Origin of the sequence: Pseudoalteromonas arctica A 37-1-2, assembly GCF_000238395.3 — a bacterium.
GTDB classification, from domain to species: Bacteria; Pseudomonadota; Gammaproteobacteria; order Enterobacterales; family Alteromonadaceae; genus Pseudoalteromonas; species Pseudoalteromonas arctica.
The window spans coordinates 70,929-89,678 of sequence record NZ_CP011025.1 but is presented as its reverse complement, the minus strand read 5'-3'; the positions used below and the strand labels follow the sequence as shown (position 1 = coordinate 89,678).

12 protein-coding genes and 1 pseudogene are annotated in these 18,750 nt (G+C 37.3%); 6 read left to right on the top strand and 7 right to left on the bottom strand.

What is annotated here, in order from left to right; translation table 11 throughout:
- Window positions 1–584 precede the first annotated feature (584 nt).
- Together fusA and PARC_RS00420 are read right to left on the bottom strand one after the other, a co-directional pair.
- Complete coding sequence (gene fusA / locus PARC_RS00425) at window positions 585–2,669, bottom strand: elongation factor G (protein WP_010554859.1); 2,085 nt, start codon at window positions 2,667–2,669, stop codon at window positions 585–587.
- Window positions 2,670–2,875: 206 nt separating this feature from the next.
- Window positions 2,876–3,079: pseudogene (locus PARC_RS00420) on the bottom strand (HTH domain-containing protein); the annotation flags it as partial.
- Window positions 3,080–3,324: 245 nt separating this feature from the next.
- On the opposite strand from PARC_RS00420, the gene PARC_RS00415 reads away from it, so the two are divergent.
- Both PARC_RS00415 and PARC_RS00410 read left to right on the top strand, forming a co-directional pair.
- On the top strand, window positions 3,325–6,303 hold the full coding sequence (locus PARC_RS00415; protein WP_010554857.1) for a DUF3857 domain-containing transglutaminase family protein: 2,979 nt from the start codon (window positions 3,325–3,327) through the stop codon (window positions 6,301–6,303).
- Between the two features lie 92 nt (window positions 6,304–6,395).
- On the top strand, window positions 6,396–7,508 hold the full coding sequence (locus tag PARC_RS00410; protein WP_010554856.1) for a DUF547 domain-containing protein: 1,113 nt from the start codon (window positions 6,396–6,398) through the stop codon (window positions 7,506–7,508).
- A 1,101-nt stretch (window positions 7,509–8,609) separates the two neighbouring features.
- Here PARC_RS00410 and ylqF read toward each other — a convergent pair.
- Window positions 8,610–9,554, bottom strand: a complete 945-nt coding sequence (ylqF, locus tag PARC_RS00405) for a ribosome biogenesis GTPase YlqF (protein ID WP_010554855.1) — start codon at window positions 9,552–9,554, stop codon at window positions 8,610–8,612.
- Between the two features lie 91 nt (window positions 9,555–9,645).
- On the opposite strand from ylqF, the gene PARC_RS00400 reads away from it, so the two are divergent.
- Together PARC_RS00400 and PARC_RS00395 are read left to right on the top strand one after the other, a co-directional pair.
- A complete protein-coding gene (locus PARC_RS00400; RefSeq protein WP_024593828.1) occupies window positions 9,646–10,182 on the top strand; it encodes a YaeQ family protein in 537 nt (178 codons plus the stop codon).
- A 183-nt stretch (window positions 10,183–10,365) separates the two neighbouring features.
- The gene (locus PARC_RS00395; RefSeq protein WP_010554854.1) at window positions 10,366–10,971 is read left to right on the top strand and encodes an alpha/beta fold hydrolase; all 606 of its coding nucleotides are present in this window, start codon (window positions 10,366–10,368) and stop codon (window positions 10,969–10,971) included.
- Here the strand turns inward: PARC_RS00395 and PARC_RS00390 are convergent.
- Complete coding sequence (locus tag PARC_RS00390; protein ID WP_010554853.1) at window positions 10,968–11,177, bottom strand: hypothetical protein; 210 nt, start codon at window positions 11,175–11,177, stop codon at window positions 10,968–10,970. The genes PARC_RS00395 and PARC_RS00390 overlap by 4 nt on opposite strands.
- Before the next feature lie 336 nt (window positions 11,178–11,513).
- Here PARC_RS00390 and PARC_RS00385 point away from each other — a divergent pair, with 336 nt between their 5' ends.
- The gene (locus PARC_RS00385; protein WP_004334993.1) at window positions 11,514–11,987 is read left to right on the top strand and encodes a Dps family protein; all 474 of its coding nucleotides are present in this window, start codon (window positions 11,514–11,516) and stop codon (window positions 11,985–11,987) included.
- Between the two features lie 191 nt (window positions 11,988–12,178).
- On the opposite strand, the gene PARC_RS00380 is transcribed toward PARC_RS00385, so the two are convergent.
- Window positions 12,179–15,118: a TonB-dependent receptor domain-containing protein gene (locus PARC_RS00380; protein WP_010554852.1), complete on the bottom strand. Its 2,940-nt coding sequence runs from the start codon at window positions 15,116–15,118 to the stop codon at window positions 12,179–12,181.
- Window positions 15,119–15,356: 238 nt separating this feature from the next.
- On the opposite strand from PARC_RS00380, the gene PARC_RS00375 reads away from it, so the two are divergent.
- On the top strand, window positions 15,357–16,109 hold the full coding sequence (locus tag PARC_RS00375; RefSeq protein ID WP_010554851.1) for a LytR/AlgR family response regulator transcription factor: 753 nt from the start codon (window positions 15,357–15,359) through the stop codon (window positions 16,107–16,109).
- Window positions 16,110–16,131: 22 nt separating this feature from the next.
- Here PARC_RS00375 and PARC_RS00370 read toward each other — a convergent pair whose 3' ends face one another.
- Both PARC_RS00370 and PARC_RS00365 read right to left on the bottom strand, forming a co-directional pair.
- A complete protein-coding gene (locus PARC_RS00370; RefSeq protein ID WP_010554850.1) occupies window positions 16,132–16,530 on the bottom strand; it encodes a hypothetical protein in 399 nt (132 codons plus the stop codon).
- Between the two features lie 60 nt (window positions 16,531–16,590).
- Entirely contained in the window at window positions 16,591–18,666 is a 2,076-nt protein-coding gene (locus PARC_RS00365; protein ID WP_010554849.1) for a S9 family peptidase, read from the bottom strand.
- Between the last annotated feature and the right edge of the window lie 84 nt (window positions 18,667–18,750).

The window sequence follows — 18,750 nt, the reverse complement described above, 5'->3', positions numbered from 1 at the left end:
ACGCTTTGTACATAAACGCGTATAACAAATGCCTGCTTTATAACAATGTAAAAAACGAAGATGAAGAATATTAAAAGTAGTAATAATCAGTAGAGCTGGCATTACAGTGAGAAAAATAATTTTTAGGTTCACAGAAAATATAATATGAATTAAAAATATTAAGCTGAATGCTAAAACGCATTTTGTAAATTGTAGCCACCAGTTTGGTGCTAATTTAATAGATTTCATGATTGTTACATCTTATATAGAATTAATAGCAAACGTCTCTGCTGCGGAGACTTCCTTATCTGACTTTAGAGCTCTAGTCTAAAAGTGCTAGTATTCTACATTACGTATATAGATGCATCAATAGAAGTTCTTAAAATTCATATAGTTACATTCACCTTACAATTAACCTCTTATAAACCAATCAATTAAGTAATTTAGGTAAATAAATTGCTCTCTAGTACCTTTTTATTAATTAGTAACATAGGACTAATTAATAATAAAAAGTAGTTATAAACAACTACAAAAAATAAAACCAAATTATAGGCAATAAAAAACCCGCAACATGTGCGGGTTTTTTTAAAGAGTTAAAGAGCTAATTACTTAGCAGCTTTTTTCTCTTTTTCTGCAGCGATTACTGTATCAGCAACGTTTTGCGGACATGCAGCGTAGTGTGAGAACTCCATAGAGAACTGACCACGACCAGATGTCATTGTACGTAGTGTACCGATGTAACCGAACATTTCTGATAACGGTACGTCAGCTTTAATACGGCTGCCTGTTAAACCAGCTTCTTGGTCTTTCATCATGCCACGACGACGGTTAAGGTCACCGATTACGTCACCAACGTGATCTTCTGGAGTGAACACGTCAACATTCATGATTGGCTCAAGAAGTTGTGCGCCCGCTTTAGGGATCGATTGACGGAAAGCGCCTTTAGCAGCGATTTCGAACGCGATTGCAGATGAATCCACGGCATGGAAACCACCGTCGAAAAGTTCAATTTCAACGTCAAGTACAGGGAAGCCAGCTAGAACACCAGTACCCATCATTGACTTGAAGCCTTTCTCAACTGCAGGCCAGAATTCTTTAGGTACGTTACCACCAACAACTGATGATTTAAACGTGAAACCTGAAGCAACTTCGCCTGGCTTGATGCGGTAGTCGATTTTACCGAACTGACCAGAACCACCAGATTGTTTCTTATGCGTGTAGCTATCTTCAATTTCTTTAGTGATAGTTTCACGGTAAGCAACTTGTGGTTGACCAACAATAAGGTCTACGCCGTAAGTACGCTTAAGAATATCTACTTTGATATCTAAGTGAAGCTCACCCATACCTTTAAGGATAGTCTCGCCTGAATCTTCATCAGTCTCAACTTGGAAAGATGGATCTTCTGCAACCATTTTACCGATAGCAACACCCATTTTCTCATTACCGCCTTTATCTTTAGGCTGTACAGCAATCGAGATTACTGGAGTTGGGAATACCATTGGCTCAAGTGTTACAGGGTGCTTAGGATCACATAGAGTGTGACCAGTTTGCACGTTTTTCATGCCTACGATAGCAATGATGTCACCAGCTTGTGCGCTAGTTAATTCGTTACGGTCATCTGCTTGCATCTCAACCATGCGGCCAACACGCTCAGTTTTACCAGTAAACGAGTTAAGGATAGTGTCACCCTTGTTTAGTTTACCTGAGTAAATACGTACGAATGTTAATGCACCAAAACGGTCATCCATTATTTTGAATGCTAACGCTTTGAAAGGTTCGTCAGTAGATACTACTGCGAACTCGCCATTTTCGTTACCTTCTTCATCCATAAGAGGTTGAGGATCAACTTCTGTAGGACATGGTAAGTAATCAACAACAGCGTCAAGAATAAGCTGCATACCTTTGTTCTTAAACGCAGAACCACAGTATGTTGGGAAGAAAGCAAGGTCACGAGTACCTTTACGGATACAACGTTTGATGTCTTCTAAAGAAGGTGCTTCACCTTCCATGTAAGCTTCAAGTAGTGCATCGTCTTGCTCAAGGGCAGTTTCAACAAGCATTTCATAATACTCGTCAGTTTTATCTACCATGTCTGCAGGAATGTCTGTGATTTCGTAGTTTTCAGGAAGACCAGTGTCATCCCAAACGTATGCTTTTTTAGTTAAAACATCTACAACACCAACAAACTCATCTTCAATACCAATTGGTAAAGTCATGATTAGTGGAGTTGCGCCAAGTACTTTACGTACTTGCTCAGTTACACGGTAAAAATCAGCACCCATACGGTCTAATTTATTTACGAAGATAATACGTGCAACTTCTGAATCATTAGCATAACGCCAGTTAGTTTCTGATTGTGGTTCAACACCACCAGAACCACAGAACACACCGATGCCGCCATCTAGTACTTTAAGTGAACGGTAAACTTCAACTGTGAAGTCAACGTGTCCAGGAGTATCGATAACGTTAAAGCGGTGATCTTTCCAGAAACAGCTTACAGCCGCAGACTGAATAGTAATACCGCGCTCAGCTTCTTGTTCCATGAAGTCAGTAGTAGATTCACCATCATGAACCTCACCAGTTTTATGGATTTGACCAGTAAGCTTTAGGATACGCTCAGTAGTCGTGGTCTTACCCGCATCAACGTGCGCGAAAATACCAATGTTTCTGTACTTCGATAAATCTGCCATTAATTTTGCTCTTAATAAAGTCGATAAATTATTCCGCAGGAGTATAACATCACTTAAAGCGAACATCACCATACAAGCCGCTTAAAATGCAATCAATTCAACATATTTTTTTTATCGTCAGAATCTATTAAATATCAAACATAACAAAAAAAACGTAAGGCATTGAAATAAATGAAATTTAATATTTAAGCCTTAGGTACAAAAAGTTACTTCGCTATTTTATAGCAACGTTCAGGGCGGCCAATACTGCCATAACTTTGATCCGCTGTTAACTTACCTGATTCAAGCAAATACTCCAAATAACGGCGTGCTGTAGAGCGACTAACACCAACCAAATCGCCCATTTGCTGAGCGGTAAATGCAGTGGTTGCGTGCTTTATAAAAGCATAGTGTATCTTGCAAAGTAAAATGTGTGACGAGCAATAAGACAAACAGCAAAGCCATTTTTAGAGATAATTAAATACCTTTATGCTTTCATTGTATTTATAACCTATGCATATAAATAACAAGCTAAATTGAGATGAACTTATTTATTATCATAATTATAGAAATAAATATGTGGATGGATTCTATTAACATCTCATTGTCAAAAAAGCCTAAATTTGGTACATTATTCCTTCAATAGTATTTATAAAAACAACTATAAGACCCTACAATGAAATGGAACTTCCTTCGACTCAGCTCTTGGCTAATTGCACTTACCTTATTAATTTTCTCTCATAATATTTTTGCGCAGCAATATAAAATAGATAAACCAGCTAATTGGGTTAATACACATATTATTGAGCAACCCAAGCATTCCGACATAACCAAAGTACGTGACGGCACACTTTATTTGTTACTCGATAACCAATCCTATATACCGAGCAGACAAAAACAGCAACGCTATACGCGTTTGGTTATGAAAGCTTTAAATCAAAGTGGTGTTGATTATATAAGCCAGCTTAATCTTGATTTTGATCCAAGTTATGAGTCGCTAACACTAAACAGCTTAACGATTATTAGAAATAATGAGCGTATTGATAAGCTTGGCAGCGCGAGAATGACGGTTATGCAAGGTGAATCTGAGTTAGCTGATCGTATTTATAATGGTAGCTTATCACTCAACATTATTATTGATGATATGCGCAGTGGCGACATACTTGATTACAGCTACACAGTGGCAGGTAGCAACCCTATATATGCTAATAAATTTAGTACAAGACGCACGCTAAACTGGTCGGTACCCGTAGTGCAACAAAATATGCGTGTACTTTGGGGTAAACAAACGCCTTTACATATTAATACAATAAACGGCACAGCAGATATTCAAGAAACGCTTAACAAATATGGCAAAGATTATTCTATAACTCTTTTTGAAGAACCTTTACTGGAGCAGAATTCTCAAACCCCAACGTGGTACGACCCATATACACAAGTTTACTTTTCTGAGTTTGACGATTGGGGTCAGGTAGTTAACTGGGCATATCCACTTTATCAATCAGCCATAGAAACCCCAAACAGCATTTTGGATGTAGCTGAAGAAATAAAAGCAAAGCACACAAAAACATCAGACAAAATTGCAGCAGCACTGCGCTTTAGCCAAGACGAAGTTCGATATTTAGGGCTTGAAATGGGCACTAACTCGCATCAACCAACGTCAGCTTCAGAAACGCTTTCGCTACGATATGGCGATTGCAAAGATAAAACAGTACTGCTTATCTCGTTATTAAAAGCGATGGATATAGAGGCCTTCCCTGCGCTAGTTGATACAGAGGAAACCAAACGTTTAAAAGAACTTCCACCTTCTGCAAGTGTATTTAATCACGTAATTGTTACGCTTAAACAAAACGGAAAACGCTACTGGCTCGATCCTACGGTTAGCTACCAACGAGGTGCTCTCGAATATTTAGCGCAGCCTGATTATGGCTATGCCCTAATTATTGATAAAGGTGAAACCGCTTTAACTTCAATGGCGCAAAAGCCTGTACATACAAATGTATCTGTAGAGGATAACTTTTTTATTGCTGAAAAAGTATCTGAGCCATCACGTTTTGAAACCCAGTACACTTATGCTGAATTTGAAGCAATTAACCGAAGAAGTAATATAGCCAGCAGTGGTCTAAATAGCGTTGCTAAATCTTACTTCGAGTATTACCAAAGTTTTTTAAATGGCTTATCAATCAATGAAGCAATGGCAATTAGTGAGCAAGAACAAACGGGTAAACTAATAACCAAAGAATCGTATTTAATTAGTGAATTTTGGGATAAAACAGACGAAGGCTACGAAGCTAGTTTTTATGCGAGTGAAATACAAAATAGCGTTTACGAACCAAAGCAGGTAAATCGCACCGACCCACTTTACTTTGACTACCCCAATATAATTAACACCACAATAAAACTACATTTTGCAGAAAAAGGTTGGGGATTTGATAGCGATCAACAAGAAATTGATAACAACTACTTCAATCTAAAAACAACTACTGAATTTAATGATAACGTTTTAACACTGAGTTATGACTATTACGCAAAACAAGATCATATTAAAGCCGCTCAAATAGATGATTATTTAGCACAGCGTAAAAAGTTAATATCAGCAACCCATTACCCTATTCTAAAATATGCAAAAGCGAGCGAAACACCTCAAACAACAGCTGATGTGCTAGATAGCTTTGGTTATAGCTGGCTTAAATATGTGTTGGCTGGCTATATTTTAGTACTCATATTCTTTTTCGCCGATTGGCGATTAGAGTCAGCAAAAAAAGTTAAATTTGAAGATAGTCCATTTTATGCAGTGTCTATAAGTAAGTTTATTATTTACAGTATTTTAAGTTTAGGCATATTTGTTAACTACTGGAGTTATCGTAACTTTAAAGCCATTAAAGAGCGCGATAACTCAAGTATTATGCCTATTGCTCGAGGTATATTTGCGTTTTTATGGTATTACCCTTTGTATCTCGCACTTGCAGAGCACAGCCAACAACAGTTAAACAAAAATAGAGTAATGCCTAACTGGACTGCCTTAACACTCTGGCTAATGGTACTCGCCAGCGCCTTTGCTTATCGTATGGACGAATACGCAACCATAGTGATTTGTATAATGCCATTTTTATGGTTGCCTCTAGTTAGTTACATTGAACAAACCGATACAAGTAAAGAAGCCCTACATTACAACTCGTACTGGCGAATTAGACAGTATTTAATCTCGCTTGCGTTTGCACCTCTATTATTTTTAGGCGTACTTCAAGAAGTAAATATTTTACCTAATGCCGCAATTATAAAAGGCGATAGTTTATGGTCTTACCAAGTACACTTTTTAAAACGTAATCGCCTAACACCTGAAAACGAAGAAATACTCTATTTTTATAGCGATGCAATGTTTGATTACCGAGAAGACGGTAACGGAATAACCGAGAACTATATTTTTAGCTATTACAAAAATGACCAAGGAGAACTTGAATCAGATCTTAGTCATTTTAAAGACATAGAAAAAATAGAAATCACATACGGTAAAACCAAACTTGATAATACAAGTATTAAAGTAATAAAAACTGACGGTAGTGATTTTTTACTTATTGTAGGACGTTTTAACAAACAAGATAAAGTACTCGTAAAGCAAATTAATTTACGTATAGCAGCCAATAAATTACAATAATTTGACTAAGCTTAATTTAATGCATATTATTACTTTGTTCACAAAACAAACAACCGTGAGCGATATTGGATATAATCATCGAGGGAAATAATATGATCAAATTAATAGCTAAATCTGTAATACTGAGTACGTTACTGTCAGCCCCGTGCTTTGCTGAAAGTAGCAATACAACAAATTCTTTAAACAGTAAGAATCAAGTGACTGCTAATTTTGCAGTTGACTACTCTCAATACAATACTGTTTTAGAAGCCTCTGTTCTTGAATTGGCTCGTTCAGATAGATCGTACATTTCCTATGATGAAAATGAGCAAGGTCCTAACCTCGGAAGTAACCGAGCGACTGATGCAGAAGCAAACCGCTTTTATTATGAGCAATTTATTGATGATCCAGAATTAACAAAATCAATTGCCGCTATACAAAGTAATCTTCTTAGTTATTTAGCAAATAACCAACTTAGTAAATTAAGTAATGAAGAACAAACTGCATTTTGGCTGAATCTACATAATGTAGCAGTAATAAATGAATTAGCTCAGCGCTACCCAAAAGACACTAATAGTTTATCTTATGACGTGGCTGATAAAAGCAGCTTCTTTTACAAAAAGCTATTCACATATAACGGGCAAGAACTTAGTTTAGATGACATTGAATACAAAATATTAATGCCATTAAATAAAAATAACCCTCTTGTAATGTATGGCTTATATAAAGGCTATATCGGTTCACCAAATATTAGAACTCAGGCATACACCGCGAATAACTTAATGCCTTCATTAATTGATAACGCTCAAGAATTTATTAATTCAAATAGAGGCACTAATTACAGCAGTAACCTTCTTAATGTATCGACCATGTATAAAGATAAAAAAGCATATTTTAATGACTTTAATAATGATTTACTTGCTCACCTGAGTTTGTATGCAGATAACGATTTACTAAATAAGTTAAAAAATAAAAAAACAGCTCTTTTTACCATCGATAATTATGACATTACTGATGTAACAGGTCCTAAGCACCGAGACTCTTACGATATTATTATTAGTAATTGGGATAAAGCATTACTGATCCCTCAGCATAGCTTTCCTCGCTTAAACAATCTTAATATTCCAGCTAAGCGAATCGTTATTCTTAGAGAGTTACAAAGAAAAAATGATTTGTTAAAAACAAATGTAAGTGGTGAAAACGCCTACTACGCTAATAACCAATAGTATAATCCCAATTAAAAATGCGCAGTAAATGAAGTAACCCCAATAGTTGGACATACCAATTACTGGGGTTTTTTTATGTCCAAACCTTATAGAGCATTCACATTAAAGCTCGCTAAACTTTTCCAAAGACACAGCCCTAGGGCCCTAAGCTTAAAATACAAACGAAAACCTCTCTCCTGCATTAATCGATTAGCTCTAATAAATAAAAATCACTATTAGATATATCGAATTAAAGCTCTACTGGTTAGTCAAACAGCTTAGATTATTATTCTTTTTCATACTTAACATTAGCTTACAAAACAAACAAAGAGATAATAGGAATTATTTGCATTTAGGTGTTGACAGATAGTTAGATCTAACTGATAATCAATATCAACAAGACGGAAGACATACTGGCTTGTGACGGAATGAATTGATTAATTGTTTCTGACCCTGAAACAACGTGTAGCGCACGTTAACAGCTATGGTTACTTATTATGGACCGCAACGCCCCTTGATGTTGATAATAAGTAACCGCCCTATTTTACTTGCTACATTGCTCATATCGGTGACGGTAGATATGAAACTAAAAAAGCCCTTACGGGCTTTTTTTATGTCTGCAATTTAACAAATTTAAGTTACTTATAACGCTAAATAACCTGAACTCTGGTTAAGAGATTTACTAACGTATTGAGTCATGGTGATATTTAAATTTATTTTCTCTAGCCAGAGATTTTCAGTGAAAACAAGGCGAATTTACGCGTCAATAGCTGGTCTATTGCAAGTAAATTCAACACAGTTAGCGCTGAAAATAGCTGCTCGAGATAGATTTATTATTCTAGGGCGTGTTGACCTTTGTGGATTGAAATTTGTTCAATCTAGGGGCGATTTAATCGCGGCGCGAGGTTTGTAACCTAGTGGGCTAAGTAAAAACCGAGCAACAAAGAGTCAATCGTCCCTAGAAAGAACCCAAAGGGCAGCGCATGTCTTGCCTTTATGCTGCGTTATCGCCTATTTATGGGGAATAACCACACTACATAGGCTCTGCCTTGCCCAAATACCAAACATACTGCTGCAAATTCAACCACGAAAGATCAACACGCCCTAGGTTCAGGTTAATTATTAACGACGGTTTTTACGCGCTCGTGCTCGGCGTTGAAGTTTCTCTTCTTCTTTAGCTTGTTTTTTAGCTTCTGCAGCGGCACGTAAACCAGCAACCATTACTTCTTCTTCCTCACGCATTTGCGGAGTTTCCATTGTAATGCGACCAATAATACCATCACGTAATTCGTTAATTAGTATTTCAGACATTTTATACGTGTCGATTTGATTACCACCACGAATACAACCACGCTTTTTACCCGCCATTTCAACAAACTCCCAATCACTTTCAGGAAGTTCGGCAATTTTATAACGTGCTTTTAAAAGCTCTGGGTACGCACGCAATAAGTATTCAGCGGTATAGCTAGCTACTTCTTCATACTCAAGCGCTGTATCACGAATAGCACCTGTAGCACCTAAACGATAACCTGAGTTTTCGTTCTCTACTTTTGGCCAAAGCATACCCGGCGTATCGTAAAGCATAATGCCATCCTCAAGCTTAATGCGTTGCTGCGCTTTAGTTACTGCAGGTTCATTACCTGTTTTTGCAACTATACGCCCAGCTAATACATTAATTAACGTAGATTTACCTACGTTAGGAATACCCATTATCATGGCTTTAATTTGCTTATCGGCACCCACTTTATGCGGCACCAGTTTTTTACAAAGTTCGTTAATGCGATGTACTTCAGCCGCTTTATCATGTCCAAAAGAAATAGCTTTAACACCGTTTTCTTGCTCAAAATAATCTTTCCAGATTTGAGTCATTTTAGGGTCAGCTAAATCAGCTTTGTTCATAATTTTGATGACCGGCTTACCTTCACGCAAGGTTGCCACCATCGGATTTTCGCTACTATAAGGAATGCGCGCATCAAGCACTTCAATGATCACATCCATTTGTGGCATTATTTCTTTAATTTCATTGCGGGCTTTATTCATGTGCCCAGGGAACCACTGGATAGCCATTTTTAACTCCTAACGTATAATTAACCGCTATTTTAACTGGCAATTCATTTAATTGCGCTATACTGACGCAAATTTTTTCAGATTAGTTGTTATGGCTCTTAAATCCACCATTATGAAAGTGCAGTTATCGCTTAGCGATATGGACCGCCACGTTTATCAAGATTTTAATTTAACCTTGGCTCAACACCCATCAGAAACCGATCAGCGGTTGATGATTCGCTTACTCGCTTTTGCGCTAAATAGCTGTGATGGTTTAGAATTTACTAAAGGATTAAGCGCTGATGATGAGCCTGAACTTTGGCATGTAAGCTATAGTGAAGAAATAGAACTATGGGTTGAGCTTGGCTTACCAGATGAAAAACGTCTTAAAAAAGCCTGTAATAAATCTAAAAAAGTGGTGCTATATACTTACGGTGAAAACAATCAAGCAATTTGGTGGCAAAAACACCAACCTAAATTGTATGAATTTAAAAATCTAAGTATTTTTAGCCTTGATTATGCAGCAACACAAGCACTTGCTGCTTTGGTTGATCGTGGAATTAAGCTCGCCATTACCATTCAAGATGGTGAAGTATGGGTAAATACCGATACAACCAATATTGAAATAAAACCGCTGCAATTAATGTAATTACGGTAGTTATACCAATTGCATTAAATTAGTTATCTATTATAGCGACAAATAAATAAGTCGATAACAAGGCAAAAATTATGACATATAGTTGTTCTATATAAATAATTTTTAACGCAGGTAGCGGATTATTTAATACGCTAGAATGATCATGTTTTTAATAAAATTGGTATTAGGGAGCATATGAAAGTTAAACACGTTATTGTTTTACATGGCTTGTATATGTCTGGCTTTGTTATGCGCCCACTTTGTTCACGACTTGAAGAATCGGGGATGACGGTATTAAACATTACCTATAATACGCTCGACCCTCACCGCGATACCATATTTGCACAAATTGATGAGTGTATTTCTAACGAACCTGCAGCGCTTGTATGCCACTCAATGGGAGGGCTTATTGCACGTGCTTACCTAGAGGCAAACTCCCCTGCTAGCCAGAATGTTACGAAGGTAATTACACTGGGTACTCCACATAAAGGCAGCCATATAGCGCAAAAAATGAAGCAAAAAGGGTTTGAATCATTTTTAAAAAATAGTGTTGAATTTTTACTCACTAAAAATGGTAATTGGCCTTTTAAAGCTAAGCTTTACAGTATTGCGGGCGATTTACCTATTGGGCTTATGCCCTTAATAGTCAAAGGTAGCCAGTCAGATGGCACTGTATTACTAGATGAAACCAAACTTAAAGGTATGGCCGAACATAAAGTGTTTCATTTAAGCCATACCAGTATGATTTACTCGCGCCAAGTACTCGATTACATTTTAAAGTGCTTAAACGAGAAAGATTAATCCTCAGCATTGGCTGCTATTTTATAACTAATTAAAAATACCACTGCCAATATAAGCGGAATCGGCGCCGCAATGTAGCCAAAAAAATCTGAGTTCGCAAAGCTTGCACTCGCTAAGTGCGCTACTAACCCAAGTACAAATGCGATGACTGCAATTCCTACCACTATTAACTCTGCTTTATTTTGTTTCGCTGTTTTTGCATGCATGTTATCTCTCCTAATTATTTCGACAACATTATTATGCGCCGTTAGGGTGGATGATTTTTGACCTGCATCAATAAAAAAAATAGCTAAGTTATTACCTTGAATAAAGTTTGTTTTAGATCATGATTTATATACTTTTGAGGTTTATTTACTTTTGAGGGGTAGTATTTTTATTAATCAGACCCACTTCTATTAATAGTCTAAAGTGAATATAGGTATCAAAAACAGCTAATAGGTTAAAACTATTAACTAGATAAATTTAAACGATTTTACTAATTTATCGAAATTAGTAATACTTATCACAAGTTCACAAATCAACGGTTATTCAAGGAGCAAGTTATGTCACATGTAAACGCAATTGGTCTAAACAGCGCAAAAAGCGAAGACATCATAAAGTCACTCAATACATTATTGAGTAGCTACCAGATTCAATACATGAACGCGCGTGGCTTTCACTGGAATATTAAAGGCCGTAACTTTTTTGAACTACACGTTAAGTTTGAAGAAATTTATAACTTACTACTTCTAAAAGTAGATGAAGTTGCAGAACGTATTTTAACGTTAGATGGCGCACCTCTACATGCATTTTCTGATTACCTTGAAGTAAGTAAAATCAAAGAAGCTAAAGGTATTAGTGATGGCGTTACAGCCGTAGAAAACCTACTTGCTGGTTACAGCACATTAATTCACATGCAGCGTGATATTTTAAGCCAAGCTGGTGATGCAGACGATGAAGGTACAGCCTCACTAATGAGCGATTACATCTCAGAGCAAGAAAAATTGGTTTGGATGCTAAAGGCTTACTTAGACTAAACTAGCAAAAAAAGCCCTCAATGAAGAGGGCCACAAATAGGGATAAATCGTTAAGTAACTTAGCGATTCGGTTACTATATTAGTCTACTCCCAATACTAAACAACGCCCCTGTTACCAGTGGCGTTGTTTTTGGTTTAAGCGGGTAATAAGCCTGTAATCATCGATGATTTTATTCTAAAAATAGTTTGGATTAGAAATTCACACTTAAATTAGCAAAAAAGCGTCGACCGACAGCATCATAAATAGCTTCATCACCACCACTAGCAGAGATATATGCAGGCGGTAGCTTGTCTGTCACATTACGAAGGCCAAAATCTACACGTGTATTATCAAATACATTATAACTTGCTGAAATATCGTGAGTTATAATAGAACCGACATAGCCAGGTTTTAAATCCTCTTCAATATCACCGTCTGGTGATAAATCAAAGCGCGCAGAACGGTCGGTATAGCGAGTAGTCCAATTAAGCGTTAAATCGTTATAGTTATACACAGCAGAGAAACGTGCCTGCCATTCTGGATCACCAACTTCACCGTCTTCAACATTTACTGTATCTGGTCGACTTTGAAATTCGAACACATCAAGCTCAAGAAGATGATTCACAAATAAGTTGAACTTCAAATCACCTTCTAATGAGTAATCAGTTAAGTTCATATCGTAATCAAAATCAGCTTCAATACCTCTTGTTGTTATTGAGGCTGCATTTAAATAACCTGAACGTACTAAAGTTATATCGTTGCTAGCTGAGTCACGATCAACTTGCGAACAGAACGCTGCATCTGGACCACCAGCAGCATCAACACAATTATCTATAACACTCTGTGCAGAAATAAAAGAAATAGCATCTTCTATTTCAATATCATAGTAATCAACAGTTAATGAAAAGTTTTCAAAAAAGCTCGGAGTCCACACAACACCAGCGGTTAGTGATGTTGATGTTTCTGATTCTAGTTCAGGGTTACCACCACTAAGAACATCAATACTTACATTATCGTTAGCTTGAAAGCCCGCACCTATATTTAATGCCGCACAGTTAGCTGTTCTATTTGGGTTGTTATCTATACGATCTGCATCACAAGGATCTGCAATATTATCAAAACCAGGCGATATTGGATCGAAAGCTTCTGTAATATTTGGTGCACGAACGGCTTGTCCATATGTACCACGTATACGAACATCATCTACTGGACGATATAGTAAACCAACTTTCCATGCGTCAGCTGTACCAGCGTGAGAGTAATCAGCTGTTCTGTATGCTGCATCAATAGTTAACTCTTTTGCAAATGCTACATCAGTTAATAGAGGTAAATTGATTTCAACAAATGCCTCCGTTACATCAAATTCACCGTATGCATCAGGTGTAGCCGCGTTTGATAAAAATCCAGCTTTTGTGAATTCATCAGTAATGCTTTCAGAAGTCTCTTCTCTGTATTCGAAACCGGTAGCCAAACCAATTGCGCCGCCCTGAAGCTCAAAAAACTCACCTGTATCAAACGTTATGCTGCCGCCAATAAGTTCTTGGGTAATTGTATCTGTACGAGTAACATCTGCTGATACATAATCTTTAGCAGCTGCTGAGGCTTGATCAAAGCCAAATGCATTGTATGGAGTACAAGCGTCACCATTTACACTAGCAGGATCAATATAACCTTCTCCTTGTAAGCTAGGTACCTGACTTCGACATGCAGCTTCGCCTGTGGCAGGATCAATCACGGCATCAAGTGCAGCAACCAAATTATCTGGGATTAAGTCATTAAGTGTTTTTCGGCGATTATCTGTTTGGCCGTAAACATAATAAAAATCATAATCAACGTCAGTTTCACTTAAAGTAAAGATCCCTTTAAGCCCAGTTACAACTCGAAATAACTCACGTTTATTATCTGCGCTTCGGTTTCCTAGCTCACCAAAAAATTTAGACATTTCAACGCTAGTAGTACCTTCACTAAGCAGCTGTTGGCGAAGGTTGCTATCTAAATATGGATTATCTTCAACATCAATGAAAATACCACCGAATTCAAAAGATGGTTGAAATTGCTGCTCAACTTCAGTGCGCACAAATTTAAAGTCACTATAAAATGTATGATTATCTGTAAGGTTATAATTTAATGTAGAACCAAGTGTTAACTTTTCAAGCTCTGGTAATACATTTTCATAATCTTGTGTATTAGCACAAAATTCACAACCATCAGGGAAATTACCAAAAGCAAAGCTACCGCTTGCTTCCCGTGCTGGCATTAACTCAGCTCTACCACCATTATTAAAAGTATAGATACTTCCACTATCGCCAAATGGATTAATTACACCATTTTCACTTATTCTTTCAGAAAGCACATTAGGCACTGTTAAACGATCTGGAATACCATCATTTTCACCAGTATTTAATGGGTTATCTACTGTGCCATAAGCATTTGTTTGGCGTAAATCATTGGCTAAAACCTGGCGCACTCTATCTTGGCCTGCGAAAAAGGTTATATTACCTTTACCACCAGCAATATCTGTCCCAGCTACAACACTAAAGCTATGGTTTTCAGTACCCACCCCCTCAGTTGAATTACCAACTGAAGCATTAAACTGTAAACCATCAAAGTTATCTTTCAAAATGACATTAACTACCCCAGATACCGCATCAGAGCCATAAATAGCAGATGCTCCACCTGTGATAATTTCAATTCTCTCTATCAGTGCGGAAGGTATCGTATTTAAATCAACTTGTGATGAGCCGGGTGCCCCTGCTACATGACGCTTACCATTAACTAGAACAAGTGTTCTTGCTGCTCCTAAACGCCTTAAATCAGCAGAACTAACACCAGCGGCAGCATTGCTATTGTTATTACCAACTAATGTATCTGTTGCGCCTATCGAAGGTAATTCAGCTAAAATACTACCTAGATCAGGGGTGCCACCTTTTGCAATATCTTCAGCTGTAATTGTTACAATAGGTGCTGGTTGAGAAAGCTTCGCTTTGCTGATACGAGAGCCTGTAACTTGTACACGTTCTATTTTAGTAATTTCGTCATCTTCTGCAGCCACACCTTGAAATGAAATGCTTGCAAGTATCGCGCTGCTTAGCGCAACTGTTAACGACGATTTTTTAAATAATCGCGCGCTACCTTTGTTAGTTAATGTCATATAATTCCCCTGAATTGTTATTTTTGTAACTAAATAGTTACTTCGCGGATTACAGTAAGGGGATTTATTTAAACACTCTACGTACGTTATTTATTAGGCGTAATCTTTGGTATGAATAGCTAGTTTGATGGGACGAATTAGTACGTCACAATTATTTTATAAATATATTGTACTTTTCATAACAGTTTTTCCGCTAAGCACGGTCTTTATTATTATATACAGCAAGAGATATAAAATAATGGTCGCTTCTTTTCATGCATTAACTTTTGTTAGTAACACTAAGTTTGCAACATTTTTAACAAAGCGCGTGCAAGAGCACCGACACTTTGAATCTCAATCTTTTATTCAGGCAAACAGATTAGATCAGATAGATACAGATCAATACAACGTACTTTTTTACGAACTAACTAATCTGGCTGACCCTATGCAAATAGTGCATTTAACAGAGCTAGCTAAAAAGCTTAAGTTAGTCATTATTGCCCAGTCGGGTCATTTTGCGAGTTTTGCTTTTGAAGTTGGCGCTGTTGATTTTTTAATAGTAGATTCAACTGCACCACGTATTGATAAATGCTTTGATAAACTGATTCACCTTTGCCCGATTGCAAGCGCGGCCGAACGTCAATATCAACAAAGCACACAAACCGAAAAACCATCATCACATATCGTAGTTAAAGATGTAGGTAAGGTAAGGCTAATTGATATAAAAGATATTATTTGGATTAATGGTGCGGGCAATTATGTAGAGCTGCATTTTACCCAAGGTAGTACACCGGTATTACACCGCGAAACCATGAAAAATATTGAACGGCAGCTAGAGCCAGAAGGGTTTATTCGTATTCATCGCTCAACGCTGGTAAGAAAACAAGCTATCTGTGAACTGATGCCTACTGACAGTGGCGATTATAAAGTAAGACTTAAAAACGATATGTGCTTAAACCTTTCAAGGCGCTATAAAGGGTGTTTAGAGAGCATTATAAGCCCTCTTCAGTAGCGGTTTATAATACTCATATTAATTACCAGTTCTGTTTTATATAACTATCACTTGGATGCACTAATAAATAGCTTTCGGTATCTTTATAAAAATTAACTTCTACATCGCTATTTTTCCATACTTTTTCAAACATGTTTTTAGCTATGATATTAATGTTTATATAGTCAACTCGTTGATAGCCAAGTTCTTTTACACCCGCAAAATAGGCCTCTAACGAATCAAGACTATCTAAAGTTAACAGTTCAAACTCTTTTAAGTTAACAATCACAAACTTAATCGTATTTTCAGGGTGAGTGCTCAATTCTTGAATAACACCATTAGTTAATGATGTTATACCTTCATTGTTAAAGCTCCCCTTCAATTTTAAATACATATGAGGGGGCTGTGAACAAATCTGAAATTCGCCATGTGCTCCAAACATAAATTACCTTATATATATCAACTTCTATATATAGAGTAATACAATTTTCCGATTTTGCAGTTAATTTAACAGCGCAATAAAAAAGGCCATTTCGAGGGCTTTTTCTTCTAAGCTTTTAAAACGACCTGATGCACCGCCATGACCTGCATCCATATCGGTTTTAAATACTAAAATATTACTGTCTGTTTTAAGTTCACGCATTTTTGCAACCCACTTCATAGGCTCCCAATACTGTACTTGTGAGTCATGAAGACCGGTAGTAACGAGTATGTTCGGGTAGTTTTGTGCGCTAATATTGTCATAAGGCGAGTAAGCTTCTATCACATCATAAAATTGAGGCTCATTTGGATTACCCCATTCATCGTATTCATTTGTTGTGAGTGGAATACTTTCATCAAGCATTGTGGTTAATACGTCTAAGAATGGTACATGACAGCCAACACCGCAATATAACTCGGGTGCCTGGTTTACAACCGCCCCCATTAATAGGCCTCCGGCACTGCCACCTGAGGCAAACACCTTATTGCTATCACAATAACCTTGATCAACAAGCGCTTTTGTCACATCAATAAAGTCACTAAAGCTATTTTGTTTATGCTCTTTTTTACCTTGCTCATACCATTCGCGACCTAGCATTTCAGAGCCTCGAACATGCGCAATAACATAAATAAAGCCACGATCGAGCAAGCTCAGTGACGAACTAGAAAAACTAGGATCAATCGTATAGCCATAGGCGCCATAGCCGTATTGAAATAACGGATTTGTGCCATCTTTTTTAAAGCTGCCTTTTCGATAAACAACAGATACAGGTACTTTAACTCCGTCGCGAGCAGTTACCATTAATCGCTCCGACTGATAGTCATCGGCATTAAAACTACCGAGTACTTTTTGCTGTTTAAGTAGTGTTTTTTCGCCAGTTGCTAAATCAACATCATATAAAGAGCCTGGTGTTGTTAAACTTGAGTAATAAATACGCGCAGTGCGTGTGTCTGGCTCTGGGTTCATTGCTATTGCAGCATAATAACAAGGATCGGCAAACTCAAGTGCCATACGATCCCCTAGCCTATTAACAACTACAAATCGAGCTTGCCCTTGCTCGCGTTCACTCAATACTAAAAAGTCATTAAATAACTCTACACCTTCAAGCAGTACATTTTCTCTGTGAGCTGTATGCTCAAACCATTGTGTTTTATCAGCAATCGTTTCGTTTGTTGCTGTCATTAATCTAAAGTTTTTAGCTTGCCAGTTAGTCACAATATAAAATGTGTCACCTAGCTTATCTACGTCAAACTCGTGGCCATCTTCACGCGGCATTAATGCTTTAAATTCGTCAGTGGGCTTATTAGCATCAAGCACCCATGTATCGTTGGTCTCTGTCGATGCTAAATCAATAATAATTAAGCCTTCGTCGCGGCTTTTACCAAGCCCCATAAAAAAGCTGCTGTCTTGCTCTTCGTAAACCATTACATCTTGGCTTTGCTCGCTGCCAAGCTCATGCCTAAATACTTGGTATCCTAGTAGCGTTTTTAAATCTTTTTTTACATAAAAAACAGTTTTATTGTCGTTAGCCCAAACAACCTGCCCTTCTGTATTTTCAAGTACATCAGGTAGCATTTCACCGGTCGTTAAGCTTTTAAAGCGAACATTATAAATACGACGACCTTCAGTATCTTCAGAGTAAGCCATAAGCTGCTCGCATGGGCTTAGTGCGACTTCTCCTAGCTCAAAAAACTCAAATCCCTCAGCTAATATATTCACATCGAGTAAAAGCTCTTTATTATTAGCCCTTATGCTCGTGCTTCTATAATGGCGAGAGTACTCATCGTCACCACGAACTTCTGAGTGATACCAGTATTTCCCGTCTTTAACGGGTACCGAGTTATCGTCTTTTACAATGCGTGCTTTTAACTCTTCAAAAAGTGTATTTTGGAGTGGCTTCATTGCAGCTAACTGTTCATCGCAATATGCATTTTCAGCATGTAAATGTGCAAGTACTTGCTCATCCTGACGATCGTCATCACGCATCCAATAGTAATTATCAGTGCGTATTTTATTATGAGTACTTAATGTATGGGCTTGCTGTTTAGCAATCGGGAAATTAGGTAATAAACTTAAAGAGTAGTCAGGACGAGACACAACAAAACCAATTAAAAAAATAATGTGATTTGCAGTTTATCATAAAAATAAAAAAGCCCATCCAATAGTTGGATGGGCTAAAAC